Here is a 14604-nt window from a genome sequence, read left to right as displayed (position 1 = left end):
GCAGAATCCTTTTTTTTGCTACTATTTATTTTACAAATCGTCTTCAAGCTGGGAAAATAGGGATAATTGGTGATAGGGGAGTGTACAATGAAAGAAGCATTTGAATTAACAAAAGCACAGAAGGAAGAGTTAGTTGGTCGAATTAAAGGTTACTTTGAAAATGAAATAGGGGAAGATATTGGTGATTTAAAAGCGATGTTATTTCTCGAATTCATTAAAAAGGAGATAGCTCCGATTTTCTACAATTTAGGTATTGAAGATAGCCATGCATATATGACACAGAGGCTTGATGACATCTTTGCGCTTAATAAGTAGATTTAATTTGACTTGTTTAAAAGGGCAACGTAGACTACGGATAAGGAGGGGATTTTAATGTTTGAATCAGTTATAACAATTGGTGCTATTTTATCGTTTATTGTTTTTATTTTAGGACTGGTTTCTGTAAAAGCGCTGACAGAGCAGAATAGTGTTGTCTATTATCCAAGTTTTTTCTTAGCGGTAACAGGACTTACATTCCTTGCTGCAGCTTCCATGTTGAATGTTGAATTCTTAGGAGCGCCACTTGGTGGGTGGGGAATTGCATGTTTATTTTCTTCAGCAATCGGATTTATCTTCACATCGCTTTTTGATTCCTATAAAAATACAAAAACAATTGTGGACTAAACCAAAAGAAAAGCTCAAGCCTTGCTTGAGCTTTCTATATATTTAAAGGTGTAAAATCTTGGGCATTGCTGTCTGTCACAAGCGCTTTTAGCTTTTCTTATTTCAAGTATGTCTTTCCATCACGTTGCTCGATTTTTCCTTCTTTCATTAACTTACCAAGTGCTCGTTTAAAAGCAGCTTTACTGATTTCGAATGTTCCACGGATATCATCTGGATCACTCTTATCATGAAATGGAATAACCCCATCGTTTGCTTCAAGGTGTTCGATGATAATATCTGCATCTAGGGTCATGCCATGCTGCTTAAGTGGTCTAAGGGAAACATTTAATGTTCCATCATATTTTACCTCAATAACGCGACCAGTCACTTCTTCACCTAGACGTGGTTCTCTTTTTCGTTCGGTATGATGAATGAATCCACGATAGTACTCCTCTGTAATAATTGCTGAACCTTCTTTACTCGTATGATACACTCTTCCGGTAATCTGTTTGTTCAATAAATCTTCAGGTGCTAACTCAATTTCGCGGTACATCGCGCCTTCAGAGGCTGGAATTGCAAGTAATCGACCTTTTTGATCTAATCCTAATGTAACGAAAAGTTTGTCACCAGGCTTAGGCCATACACTTTCGAATAATGGCAGGTCATCTTTTGAAACGAGCATTTCCTTCGCTATCCCAATATTAACGAATGCTCCGCCGATTCGAGGACTTACATTAACAACTTCAGCCCAGCCGTACGTATCCATCCTGACAGTTGGTAATGTTGTTGTTGCAGCTATATTTCCTTTTTTATCATTGTATAAGAAAACGGTAACTTCCTGTCCTTCTTCAAGCTCTTTCTCCGTTTCATTATGATGTAAAAGTGATTGTTCCGCTTGTTTTTCTAAAACATAGCCTGTATCAATTTTCCGAAGTACTGTCATTGTTTCTACTGTACCAATTTTTAACATCTGCATATAAATAGACCTTCTTTCTTTTTGGTGTTGTATGTATTAAGGTTCGTGGCTATTGGAAAAGGGATACTCTATTTAAAGAGTACCCCTTTGATTAAAAAGTAACACATAGTTATTTATTTTAATCTCGATTCTTCAAAGTCCAGCTTAAGCGTCCAGCAACTAGCGAGACTTCCTTCACCTCATGACAAGATAAGTCAACTTCAGCTCCTTACAGTCGCTGTGTTTCCTTTATCTCCTTCGTAGGAATGTTCGACAAGTCGAACCACCCCCAAAGTTCGGGGGCGCAGTTCGTACGTTGCTATACGGACGCTTACGCTTTTGTTTATCGAGTGGGAAATTTAAGCATCATCATTTCACTTTAACCGCGGTACATGTTCTACTGGTCCAGCTACAGCTCCCAGCGACTAGCGTAACTTCCCTCACCTCATGACAAGATAAGTCAACATCGATTCACTACGTTCATCGTGTTTCCTGTATCTCCTACGAAGGAATGTTCGATTACAATTGAACCACCCGTGCGTTGCTTGGGCGCAGTTCGTACGTCGCAAAACGGTCGCTTCCGCCTTTCGTTAAATATTCTCTAACTTAAGCAACATAAGCCCTACCTGCTCTTATGTCCTTGCGTCCCTTTAGACGCTCCAGTGTGAATAAGCATCAACAAAAACATTGTAGAATGCCAGAAATACTATTTGTTACTTCAGCTTTAATAAGCATTATTTTATAATAACTTAAAATGCGGGGATTGTCAAATTAAGGTGTTTATTTTTTGAGGAGAAAACAACAGGGAGGAGATACTTTTCGGGATATATGCTTTTTTCTCGGGATAAAAGCTCTCATCTCGGGATAAAAATTTTTTTCTCAGGATAAAAGCTCTCATCTCGGGATAAAAGTTTTCTTCTCAGGATAAAAGCTCTCATCTCGGGATAAAAATTTTCTTCTCAGGATAAAAGCTCTCATCTCGGGATATAAATTATTTTCTCAGGATAAAAGCTCTCATCTCGGGATATAAGTATTCTTCTCAGGATAAAAGCTCTCATCTCGGGATAAAAATTATCTTCTCAGGATAAAAGCTCTCATCTCGGGATAAAAATCTTTTTCTCAGGATAAAAGCTCTCATCTCGGGATAAAAATCTTTTTCTCAGGATAAAAGCTCTCATCTCGGGATATAAGTTATCTTCTCGGGATAAAAGCTCTCATCTCGGGATATAAATTATCTTCTCAGGATAAAAGCTCTCATCTCGGGATATAAATTATCTTCTCAGGATAAAAGCTCTCATCTCGGGATATAAATTATTTTCTCAGGATAAAAGCTCTCATCTCGGGATAAAAGTTTTTTTCTCAGGATAAAAGCTCTCATCTCGGGATAAAAGTTTTTTTCTCAGGATAAACGCTCTCATCTCAGGATAAAAGTTTTTTTCTCAGGATAAAAGCTCTCATCTCGGGATATAAATTATCTTCTCAGGATAAAAGCTCTCATCTCAGGATAAATGCATTTATCACGGAATATAAGTACTCTTCTCAGGAAAAATGGTTTCTGAGGGATTCCTCCTCTCTTCTTATACCTTTTATGGTAAACTATCTATTACTTGATAGTTAAATAATTTATTAGTTTTGGAGATGTATGTATGAGTTTATTTTTTAATGTTATATTACCAATCATGTTGGTTTTTGCAACGGGTTTTATTTTACAAAGGATTCGTGTCCTTGATGTGAAATCAGTATCTGCAGTGTGTTTGTATATCTTATCACCTGCTTTAGTTTTTATTTCACTATATGATGCAGAGTTTAATAACGGATATGTTGTAATTCTGGTTTATACGTTTCTTTTATTTGGGATCATGGTTCTACTTAATAAGATTTTAGCTAGAATATTTAAGTGGTCACAAAACATTGAGAGTGCATCTATTTTAGCTACTGGCTTTATGAATTCTGGTAATTATGGGTTGCCTGTTGTGCTTTTTGCCCTTGGACCTGAAGCACTTCCGTATGCCGTGTTTATTATGGTTATCCAGGGGTTGCAAAATAACTTTTTCGGCGTGTATTATGCATCACGCAGTACAAGTGGCATGAAACAAGCGCTCATGAATGTTATGAAAATGCCCACAACCTATGCTATGTTTATCGCTTTTATTTTCCAATTCCTTGATGTATCCATCCCAATCTCCATGTATGATACATTATCCATGGTTGGGGATGCTGCAATTCCAGTAATGATGATTATGCTTGGTATGCAACTAGGATCAATGACGGGAATTAAATTGAATTGGCAAGTAATTACGTCGGCGGTTGTATTAAAGATGATTGGAGCACCACTTATTGCATTTATTTTTATTACATTATCAAATGTAGATCCACTTATTGGTGCGATTTTATTAATAATTTCTGCGATGCCAACAGCGGCAACAACAACGATGTATGCTATCGAGTTTGACACCGAACCTGAACTTGTTTCAAGCATTACATTTATCGCCACCCTAATCAGTATTGTTTCAGTAACTGTTTTATTGAATATTATGTAAAACGAATGGAAAGTCTATCGCTGGAGTAGGCTTTCCTTTTTTTGTGGAATGAGCGTGAAACGTGGAAATCGGCAGATGAGGCAGAGAATCAGCAGATGAAGCAGACTAATCAGAACTGGACCGATTTTTCTTTTCAACAACTAATTCATTTGTTTTTCCGTACGTCTCAGGAATAGAACTTCTCCTGCTGAATCAATATGTTCATATCCCTCATTTAGTAATTATCAAGCTCAGGTATAACCTAACTTCTAGATAGAATGACAATTTCTTCGATAATCATAACCATTTTTCAAAATATATAAGGCATTAAGGGAACCCCTTTTAAAATCTCACTGTGATTTTTGAAGGGGGTTGTGTCGTCTATATTAAATTCAAAACTCCCAACCCAATTAACAAGGTTGGCGGTAGAAATGATAGCTTCTGAAGTTTCTTGTTTTTGGATAACAAGATTCCAAGTTTTATACCTAGGAAAAGAAATCCCCCACTCATACCAGCGATTAAAAATGCGGTTAAAACGGGTGAATATCCAAGAAGTGATGCACCGATTCCGGCGCCAAAAGCATCAAGTGCGAGGGCAAAGCCTAGTAATAATGCTTCATTGACAGAGATGGTTCCCGACCTGTCCAAATCTGCTTTATCTGGTGTTGCTAGAACCGTTTTTATCTCACTAAATCTATTTTTTGAATAAAAGACGCTTGCCTTTTCTTTTTTGTCACGTATATTTGAACGAATCGTATTTACTAAAGAAAATATCCCTAGCGAAATTAATATGCATCCACCAATTGTTTTTGCCGTTTCAGCTGAAATGAGAGTTTCAAGTATATTTCCAAGGCTCATAGATGTTAGGAGGACGGCACCTGAGCATAGCATAATAATAAAGATGGCAATAAACGGTACTCTAATCTTTTGCATGCCGTATGTGATGCCAACACCCAACCCATCAACGCTTACAGCTATTACTAATAAAAATAACCCAGTGTAATAAAGCATCTAATCCATTCCTTTTACGTAATGTCTAAAATAGTGTATGGAATAAGAATTACAGATGTGCTTAAAATTTGGGTTTATGCAACTTTTTAGGCGAATATATGCTGGTGAGCGGTGAAAACATTCTGCATCTAGCTTTCATCTATGATAAAGTTAAAGGTAGATGTTTTATTTCTGGTGTAACCATCCGTAAGAATCCCACCTTAAAATAAGATGTTTAGGTGGGATTAACGGATGCTAACACCCCAATTCGTTCAACTAACAACAAGTGGGGGATGAACCGACCCCACTTATTGAAGTTTCACTTTATATATAGAAAGGAATTACAAACATGAGTAAAACGGTAGTGCTTGCAGAAAAACCTTCTGTTGGCCGTGACATTGCACGTGTACTAAATTGTAATAAAAAAGGTAACGGCTATCTAGAGGGCGGGAAATATATAGTAACATGGGCTTTGGGACATTTGGTTACACTCGCAGATCCCGAAGCTTATGATGATAAATACAAACAATGGCGCTTGGATGAGTTGCCAATGTTGCCACCAAATTTAAAGCTTGTTGTCATGAAAAAAACAGGCAAACAATTTAGCGCGGTCAAAACACAGCTAAATCGTAAAGATGTTTCAGACATTGTTATCGCAACAGATGCTGGACGAGAGGGTGAACTAGTTGCCCGCTGGATTCTGGAGAAAGTACATGTGAACAAGCCTGTGAAAAGATTGTGGATTTCATCTGTCACAGATAAAGCAATTCGCGATGGATTCAAGCAATTAAAACCAGGAAAGCAGTATGAAAATCTGTATGCTTCTGCTGTTGCACGTTCGGAAGCAGATTGGTATGTTGGCTTAAACGCAACGAGAGCACTAACTACTAAGTTTAATGCACAATTATCAACAGGCCGTGTTCAGACGCCGACCCTTGCAATGGTTGCTGCGCGAGAACAGGAAATTAGAGAATTTAAGCCACAGAAATTTTATGGTATCCAAGCGAAAACAAATAAGGGCTTTACATTAACATGGCAGGACCAGAAAAATAATGCGCGAATGTTTGCAAAAGAAAAAGCGGAAACATTGCTTCGAGAGCTGAAAGGAAAACCTGCAAAAGTTGTTGATGTTGCGAAAGCTTATAAGAAAAAATTTGCTCCACAACTTTATGATTTGACGGAATTACAGCGTGATGCTAACAGAATCTTCAATTTTGGTGGGAAACAGACCCTTTCCATCATGCAAAAGCTATATGAACAGCATAAAGTACTAACATATCCACGTACAGATTCTCGTGTAATTACAACAGATATTGTTCCAACATTAAAGGATCGCGTGAAGGCTTGTGGTACCAGCGAATACCGAAAAGTTGCTTCGGAAATTTTAAACAAAGACATAAAATTATCAAAAGCTGTCGTCGATAATGCGAAAGTATCGGATCACCACGCGATAATTCCAACCGAACAACGTGTTGTGTTATCTGATTTAAATGATAAGGAAAGAAAAATATATGACTTAGTTGTGAAACGATTCTTAGCTGTTTTATCTGATGCCTATGAATATGAGCAGACAACGATTACGGCAGAAATTGGGAAAGAGCGCTTCGTTGCGAAAGGGAAAATTGTTAAAAAATCTGGTTGGAAAGAAGTATATAACAACCGATTTGACGATGAGGATGCACATGATGATCAACGTTTGCCAGCAATTGAAAAAGGAGACACCTTCACTGGCGTTCAAATTAAGCTGACAGAGGGTGAAACGAAAGCCCCAGAGCATTTTACAGAAGGTGCACTCCTTCAAGCAATGGAAAACCCAGTGAAATATATGCGTTCTGATGAAAAGCATCTGGCAAAAACGATTAACCAAGCTGGTGGAATCGGTACGGTTGCAACGCGTGCAGACATTATTGAGAAACTATTCAATAGCATGTATATGGAACTGAAAGGCAAACATATTTTCCTAACATCGAAAGGCCGTCAAGTATTAGACCTCGTACCTGCAGATTTGCGCTCGCCAGCACTTACTGCCCAGTGGGAACAGAAACTACAGGCAATAGCGGAAGGAAAACTAAAGAAAGATAAATTCATCAGTGAGATTAAGGGATATACAAAGCAAATCGTTGGGGAAATTAAAGGCAGTGAAGAGAAGTTTAAACACGACAATATGACAGGAACAAAATGTCCAGATTGCGGTAAACTCATGCTTGAGGTGAAAAATAAACATGGTCGCATGCTTGTATGTCAAGACCGTTCATGCGGACATAAGAAAAATATTGCTAAGAGTACGAATGCCCGCTGTCCGAACTGTCATAAACGTATGGAACTTCGTGGAGAAGGAGAAGGACAAATGTTTATGTGTAAATGTGGGCATAGAGAAAAACTGTCTACATTTAATCAACGTAGACAAAAGGAAAAACAAGGAAAAGTATCGAAAAAAGATATTAATAAATATTTGAAGAAGCAAGATGACGATGGTTTTAAAAATAACGCACTTGCTGAGGCTTTGGCGAAATTGAAGAAGTAATGGTAGGGTGGACTCTCTATTGAGGGTCCATTTTTTTATTAGTGGGAGTGATTAGCTGAAGTTCACAGTGAATTCGCTGAAAGTTCACAGAGAATCGCCAAAGTTCACAATCATTTCGCTGAAGTTCACAACTATATCGCCAAAGTTCACATTTTCAGCAAGCGACCATTTCCAATATTAAGCTAATTGGTTTACTTGTAACGTGCAAAGCTTTATCATTTAATAGAATAGATAGATTTTTAATGAAGACATAAGGAGGAGTAGACATAGATGGCTTTTGTAATTTTAGATCCATGTAGGGGAGAGAAAGCGGGAGAATGTGTTAGCGTCTGCCCTGTTGATTGTATAGAGGAAGGTGTAGACCAATTTTACATCGATCCAGATATTTGTATTGATTGCGGAGCATGTAAAGCGGTTTGTCCTGTGTCAGCGATTGAAGAAGAGTACGATTTGACGCCACAACAAGAGATTTTCTTGGAAAAAGCGGAAGAATTTTTTGCAAATAGATAGGATAAAGTTGGCTACCAATTTTAGGAAAACGGTAGCCATCTTCTTATTATTGGATAAAAATGTAAGGAAGTCTCGGAAACATGTTCACTGAGTCCTGAAGATACAGGGGATATTTAGATGGATTCTCCTGAAGTGTGATACGTTAACCCTGTAGTAGACTTTGAGAGAGTTATAATTTAGATAAGTTTTTCATTATTCCGAGGTCACGTTCATTTTTAACGGTTTTATCCCAAATGTGATCTTGATCAGCTTGCATTTCTGTTAACTTCGTCATTACTTCTTGGTGACGGGTATTTGCTTCATCTTTAAAAGAAGTAAATTCTCCTTTCAAAGAATCAAACTCACCTTTGAAAGAATCGAATTCCCCTTTCAAAGAACTAAATTCTCCTTTCAAAGAATTAAATTCCCCCTTAAAAGAATTAAATTCTCCCTTCAAAGAACTAAATTCTTTTTCCATGGATTCTTGTTTTTCTTTCATTTCTTTTTGCTCTGTCAAAACGTTCCCTACTTTTAAAATTAACGTCGACAACATATCTTCTATTCGGTCCAATTTTTCCTCGCTCATTATATCACCTCCTTACGTCAATAGTATAACTCACATTGTTATTCTAAGCTACATGAATTGTCGTAATTTGCGGAGGAGGTGCGGCGCTCGAAAACATCTGAGCGCCATTTGCTTTTAAATCATTTTTAACGCTTTATCGAGTTCAGTTGTTGGTTGCTTGCAGGCAAAATTTTCACAAACATAGATAGTAGGTGCATCATCTAATTGCTTGTATTCGGTAGCGAATGGAGCTACGTTGGAAAAGTCCTCTGGTCGCTCCCCAACGAGTAATGTAATGTTTGGTATAAATTTTATTTGAAGTTCCTCTAAAAATGATTGAAGTGCTGGATCATTCTTTTTACCTAACACGACTACTTCTTTTGTCGGGTTCTCCATAAGTTGCAAACTTTGTAAGAAAAAAGGACTTGCTGCAGCTTGTCTATTCACGTCGGCAAAAAATGTGTAATACATTTCCTCCACTTTATCTAGATAAGAAGTTTCTCCGGTTAAATATCCAAGTCGAGTAAGCATGACAGCAGTAACACTATTGCCAGAAGGGATTGCACCATCATAGATTTCCTTATCCTTCGCAATTAATTCTTCACTATCTTTTCCACTGAAATAAAAACCGCCATCATCCCCGTCCCAAAATAAATCAATCATTTGATCGGCAAGGTTGCGCGCACTTTTAATATATTCAAGAAAAAATGTTGCATCATATAGTTCGACATATGCCCATAAAAGAAAGGCATAATCATCGATATAGGCATTGAATTTCGTTTCTCCATCTCGGTAGCGTGCCATTAACCGACCATCCAAGAATAGCTTTTCCTGGGCGAAGTTCATCGCCGTCTCCGCCATTTGAATATACTCGGTATTTCCTATCACCTTTCCAGCCTTAGAGAGGGCAGCAATCATTAGCCCATTCCAACCTGTTAGAACTTTGTCATCGACATGAGGATAAATCCGTTTTTCCCTAGCTGTTAATAATTTAGCTCGTGCCTTTTCCAATTTTTCTTTTAAAACTACCAAAGGCAAATTGTGTTCTCTCGCAACATATTCCAAGTCTTGGTCAATCAAGTTTGGAATGTTATTTCCTTCAAAATTCCCCTGTGGTGTAATATCGTACGTTTTTGTATATAGTTCTCCAAGTTCAGTACCTAGGATTTCATAAATCTCTTCATAATCCCAAACGTAATATTTTCCTTCCACACCTTCAGAATCAGCATCAATTGCAGAATAAAATGCGCCATCAGAGCTTGTCATTTCGCGTTTAATGAAGGTTATGATTTGTTCAGCAAGTTTACGATAAAATGGATCATGCGTAATCTGAAAGCATTCCGTATAAACGATTAAAAGTAAAGCATTGTCATAGAGCATCTTTTCAAAATGGGGAACAAGCCACTCATCATCGGTGGAGTAGCGGGAAAATCCATAGCCAATATGATCCCAAATGCCACCAGCTGCCATATCTTTAAGTGTTTTTTCTACTATTTTTAAAGAAGCACTATTTCCGGTGAAATGATAATGCCTTAGTAAAAATAAAGCGTTTTGTGGCATCGGGAATTTCGGAGCTTCCCCAAAACCACCATAAGTAAAATCAAAGATCTTTGCTAAGTGCTGGTATGCTTCTTGGAGCGTATCTGTTGTTAGGCGCTTCTTACTCTTTTCCATCACCGTTCGTTGTAAGGCATTCGTTACACTGTTTGTAATCTCTGTAATGTGGTTTGGATCTTCTATATATCGCCCATGAAGTTGGGTAAGTACTTCCATGATTCCTGGGCGCCCATATTTACTTGTTTTTGGAAAATACGTTCCAGCATAAAACGGAATTTTATCTGGTGTCATAATAATTGTCAGCGGCCAACCACCATGACCTGTCATCATTTGACAAACTTTCATATAAACAGAATCAACATCAGGTCGTTCTTCCCTATCTACTTTAATAGATACATACTTTTCATTCAAAACAGCAGCAACTTCATCGTCTTCGAATGATTCATGGGCCATGACGTGACACCAATGGCAAGTTGAGTAGCCGATAGAGAGGAAGATGGGTTTGTTTTCTTGTTTTGCTTTTGTGAATGCCTTGTCACCCCATGGATGCCAGTTAACTGGATTGTAGGCATGTTGTAATAAATATGGGGATTTTTCAGCGATTAATCTATTGGGTTCTCTGTTAGTTTTCATATGGAACCACCACCTTTCTATGTTAGGTATTACTTTTACCTTACCACGAAATGACAAAACCCATACTAATAACAGGATGTTTGAATATTTATAATCCTTTTTTTGTCTTTTATCCTTGATAAGCGTGCTTTTAGAAATACCTGTTATTTCTTCTTGGGCTAATCTTTTAAAATACATTTTTCTTAGCGATAATAAGTACACTGTATTTTTGAGAAACAGAAGTTGCAGAGGAAATCACAGTTTAAGTATATAATAGTTTTAAAGGGGAATTCAAAAATATCTAAAACAGTAAAATCACGTTTCTTATTAAACAAAGAAAGAGAGGAATAGTGTGAAAAGGAGATATAAAATTTTAATACTAATTTTTATTACAATATTAATGTTAGTTGGGTATAAAAAATACTTTTTCTCATTTGATAGTCTTGGTGAAGGCACACATTACATAGGGCCTATAGATTCTCCAACTGGAAAATATACAGCAAACTCTTATTTTAAAAATTATGGGGGTGCAGCTGGGGAGCAAATGTGTGGGTAGAAATTACTGATAATGAGAATAGCAATATTAAAACTATATACTATGCAGATGGAAAAAGTAATTTTTGAAATGAAGTGGAAAGATGATAGACATCTTTATATAAGAAACGATGCTGGGCCAGAATATCCCGATTCAGATAATAGTATTGAATTAGAAATAGGGAAAAGAAATATATGATGAAAAAGGGTTAGCGTGTAAAAGTTGGATAATGAAAGACGAGTATGAAACTTGTTATCAACACCAATGATTCTTAATCAAGGGGAATTATGGGACAAGATGAAAGCACTAATTTATACTTTATTTATTATCGATGACGCCATTAAATACATTTTTAACTCAATTATCATAGAAAATGGGATTGATTATTGATTGACGTAAATGCAATCGCAATATTATTCGCTGCTATGCCTTTACAACAAAAGATGGAAAATCGTTATAGTAAATAGAAAAATATTAATTGAGAAATTAGGCTTGGGTCGTTACTTTAAGAGTCGTTCAAATATGGATTGTTTTTCAGTTCACCTCGGCTTTAATAGCAACAATAGTAAGCGCAGTCAGATAAGCCATACTATATTCGCTAACTTAGCCAATTTCTATTTATCTATTATATCTCACTGGTATGAACAGAAGAGCTTAATCATTACCTCCAATCTAGAATTTAGTCAATGGAATCGTATATTTGTCGATTCAAGATAACTACAGCAATTGTTAATCAAGTAATTCATCACGCGCATGTATTAACGTTTACTGGAGATAGTTATAGGGGTTAACACACGTGTTATCACAATCCAAAAAAATAACCATAATAGGGGCTAGCAAGCTTCGGTACTTTTTACTTGCAAATTACAGGTGGGTATTAATATGTAGAAAGTGCTGTTATTATCTATGAAATGATTCAGAAGTATATAAATAAGCTTATTTATGATTGGAAAAAATCCTTGGATTTGATATCTAATTAGGTTCTTCAATTGGACGTATGGAAAATACAGGTAATAGTCAACGAATATATTAAAGGTTATTTTTTGTCAGTCAGGAAATTTTTCATAAATAATGGTTATTAAATTGAAAAAAGCAAATATTTACCTGCAAGTTGGGAAAAATCAGAATCCTGTGGTATTAATTACCTAATTTATTTATAATAAGAGATAAGAGGGGGATATTTATGGGGAAAGATATTGGGAGTAGGATAAAATACCATAGACTAAGCAATAACTTAACCCAATCTGACCTTTCGGAAGGAATCATATCTATTTCTTACCTATCGAAAATCGAAAATGGAGTTGCTGATCCACCAGAAGAAATTATAGGGCTTTTGTGTGCAAAACTAAACATAAATCCTAAGTCAATAGAAAGTCAAAAGCTTGTAGATTTGTGTGATAACTGGTTTAAAGCATTATTTCATAAAAATATGAAAGAAGTAGATGCTACATATAAACAAATAAATGAAAATATGAACTTCATAACAGATACTAGCTTATTACATCTTATAGAAATACATAAACTAAGGTATTATCTGATTCAAAAAAGTCAGCAGAAAGCAAGTGAACAATATATTTTACTACAGAGTTTATCCAAACATTTTAATAGTAGGGAAATGTATTATTGGTTAAAATTCTCTGGATATTATTATTTTACTAATTTATCCTACAGCAAGGCTCTAAACTTATTTCAAAAAGCGAAAGAATACATTAAAGTTTGCAAATACAATTGTTCAATTTTCTTTGATTATTTTATTAATTTTCGTAGGAACTAAACAAATTATAAACAGTACAATAAGCTTAGGTACTTTTGTTGCATTTTATTTATATTCATTTAAATTTTTTTCTCCTATAAATACAATACTTCAATTACTAATAGCTTATAAGGAAAAAAAGTATCAATTAATAGATTAGAGTCAATATTTAGTAGGGAGGATGAACCATCTGGTCAGAAAATAACAATGAATCATGGGGAAATTGAATTAAATAATTTAAGCATAAGATTAAAAGACAAAATTATATTTAAAAACTTAAATCATATTTTTAATAGAACTACTTTAAATTTTATTGTTGGTGAAAATGGTTCTGGTAAATCTACATTAATAAAAGCTTTAAATAGAATAATAAAGGTAGATAACGGAAGCATATTTGTCGATGGAAAAGATATCAATGATATTTCTGTTGAATGGTTAAGAGAAAAAGTATCTATTAATTTTCAACAGAATCAATTTATTAGTAATTTAATTAAAGATCATCTAAAGTTTAATACGGATTTTGATAGTAAAAACTACAGCAAAGCTATGTCTAAAATAAGAAAGTATATAAACTCATCAATTGGTGATGTTTCTTTAATAACAGAACTATCGGGAGGAAAAAGACAATTAATCTCCCTATATAGTTCTCTATGTTTAAACCCGGATGTCTTAATATTAGATGAATCTTTTTCCAATATAGACAAGCAAACAACTAATTTTATTCTTAAAACATTAAGAGAACTTAAAAGCGAAATAACAATAATAATTATTACTCATGATACAAGTTTAATAAATGAAGATGACAATGTTTTAAATCTATCAAAAAAGATTGAGGTGTGATGTATGACAAAACATTTGCTAGAAGGTTATAGGTCGCAAAAAGGTGTTCATTGCTCTTCAACGAGTTTAACAGAAATAGTAGACTACTACGGACTCCAATTAAATGAATCTTTAGTTTTTGGTATTTCATCAGGTTTAGATTTTATCTATGCTAAATATCCGTATTTCGATTTTTCAAGAATACTTTCAGGTAGAACACCAGTATTGGAATCAAACTTTTTTAAGTTGGTTGATAATTCCAATTTATGGAGAGGCGGAGAAATAATTGAGTGGGATACCATAAGAAGTTATATAGATAAGGGTATTCCCCTTTTATTTCTAACTGATATTTATCATCTCCCGTTTTATAACACAAAACGAAGTAATTTTACCGGTCATACTCTTACTGTAGTCGGTTACAATAGAAACGATAAAATCATCTATGTTTCAGATTATATTTCTGACCAATTATTTGAGTTGAAATTCTCTGATTTAATTAATTCAATTGAAAAAGCGAAGCCACTGTTTAATGCATAATAAAAGTACAGAGTATTGCAACCAAAATGTTAGAAGGTTGCACAAATAAAAAAGGCTTGCCAGCCCTAACAAAATACCCTACCGTTAATAGCGACTAAACAAATTAA

Annotated in this window: 13 protein-coding genes and 1 pseudogene; 10 read left to right on the top strand and 4 right to left on the bottom strand. The window is 35.4% G+C overall.

From position 1 onward, the window contains the following. The first annotated feature begins 87 nt into the window (after window positions 1–87). Both D8M05_RS06640 and D8M05_RS06635 read left to right on the top strand, forming a co-directional pair. Entirely contained in the window at window positions 88–315 is a 228-nt protein-coding gene (locus tag D8M05_RS06640) for a DUF2164 domain-containing protein (RefSeq protein WP_121129907.1), read from the top strand. A gap of 57 nt (window positions 316–372) precedes the next feature. Continuing rightward, window positions 373–663, top strand: a complete 291-nt coding sequence (locus tag D8M05_RS06635; protein WP_121129905.1) for a hypothetical protein — start codon at window positions 373–375, stop codon at window positions 661–663. A gap of 97 nt (window positions 664–760) precedes the next feature. Here D8M05_RS06635 and D8M05_RS06630 read toward each other — a convergent pair whose 3' ends face one another. Beyond that, on the bottom strand, window positions 761–1618 hold the full coding sequence (locus tag D8M05_RS06630; protein WP_183072727.1) for a CvfB family protein: 858 nt from the start codon (window positions 1616–1618) through the stop codon (window positions 761–763). A 1625-nt stretch (window positions 1619–3243) separates the two neighbouring features. Here D8M05_RS06630 and D8M05_RS06625 point away from each other — a divergent pair. Beyond that, entirely contained in the window at window positions 3244–4137 is an 894-nt protein-coding gene (locus D8M05_RS06625; RefSeq protein ID WP_121129902.1) for an AEC family transporter, read from the top strand. Window positions 4138–4497: 360 nt separating this feature from the next. Here D8M05_RS06625 and ytaF read toward each other — a convergent pair whose 3' ends face one another. Further along, a complete protein-coding gene (ytaF, locus tag D8M05_RS06620) occupies window positions 4498–5127 on the bottom strand; it encodes a sporulation membrane protein YtaF (protein WP_121129900.1) in 630 nt (209 codons plus the stop codon). A gap of 328 nt (window positions 5128–5455) precedes the next feature. On the opposite strand from ytaF, the gene D8M05_RS06615 reads away from it, so the two are divergent. Together D8M05_RS06615 and D8M05_RS06610 are read left to right on the top strand one after the other, a co-directional pair. Further along, window positions 5456–7630, top strand: coding sequence for a DNA topoisomerase III (locus D8M05_RS06615; protein WP_121129898.1), 2175 nt, complete (start codon window positions 5456–5458; stop codon window positions 7628–7630). 270 nt (window positions 7631–7900) lie between these two features. Then, window positions 7901–8140, top strand: a complete 240-nt coding sequence (locus D8M05_RS06610; RefSeq protein WP_121129896.1) for a ferredoxin family protein — start codon at window positions 7901–7903, stop codon at window positions 8138–8140. A gap of 169 nt (window positions 8141–8309) precedes the next feature. Here the strand turns inward: D8M05_RS06610 and D8M05_RS06605 are convergent, their stop codons facing one another. Both D8M05_RS06605 and D8M05_RS06600 read right to left on the bottom strand, forming a co-directional pair. Continuing rightward, a complete protein-coding gene (locus D8M05_RS06605) occupies window positions 8310–8705 on the bottom strand; it encodes a hypothetical protein (protein WP_121129894.1) in 396 nt (131 codons plus the stop codon). Window positions 8706–8819: 114 nt separating this feature from the next. Next, window positions 8820–10874 (bottom strand): thioredoxin domain-containing protein, encoded by a 2055-nt coding sequence (locus D8M05_RS06600; protein ID WP_121129892.1) that lies wholly within the window; start codon window positions 10872–10874, stop codon window positions 8820–8822. A gap of 331 nt (window positions 10875–11205) precedes the next feature. Between D8M05_RS06600 and D8M05_RS20895 the strand changes: the two genes are divergently transcribed. From D8M05_RS20895 to D8M05_RS06575, 5 genes and pseudogenes are all read left to right on the top strand, one after another. Then, on the top strand, window positions 11206–11409 hold the full coding sequence (locus D8M05_RS20895; RefSeq protein ID WP_121129890.1) for a DUF5412 family protein: 204 nt from the start codon (window positions 11206–11208) through the stop codon (window positions 11407–11409). Window positions 11410–12012: 603 nt separating this feature from the next. Continuing rightward, window positions 12013–12179, top strand: a pseudogene (locus tag D8M05_RS20535) (ATP-binding protein); the annotation flags it as partial. Window positions 12180–12571: 392 nt separating this feature from the next. Beyond that, window positions 12572–13162 (top strand): helix-turn-helix domain-containing protein, encoded by a 591-nt coding sequence (locus D8M05_RS06585; RefSeq protein ID WP_121129888.1) that lies wholly within the window; start codon window positions 12572–12574, stop codon window positions 13160–13162. Between the two features lie 186 nt (window positions 13163–13348). Further along, window positions 13349–13981, top strand: coding sequence for an ATP-binding cassette domain-containing protein (locus D8M05_RS06580; RefSeq protein WP_121129886.1), 633 nt, complete (start codon window positions 13349–13351; stop codon window positions 13979–13981). Window positions 13982–13984: 3 nt separating this feature from the next. Next, a complete protein-coding gene (locus tag D8M05_RS06575) occupies window positions 13985–14497 on the top strand; it encodes a BtrH N-terminal domain-containing protein (protein WP_121129884.1) in 513 nt (170 codons plus the stop codon). Window positions 14498–14604 lie beyond the last annotated feature (107 nt).

Source organism: Oceanobacillus bengalensis (genome assembly GCF_003628445.1).
Classification (GTDB): Bacteria; Bacillota; Bacilli; order Bacillales; family Amphibacillaceae; genus Oceanobacillus; species Oceanobacillus bengalensis.
This window is presented reverse-complemented; position numbering and strand designations above follow the sequence as displayed.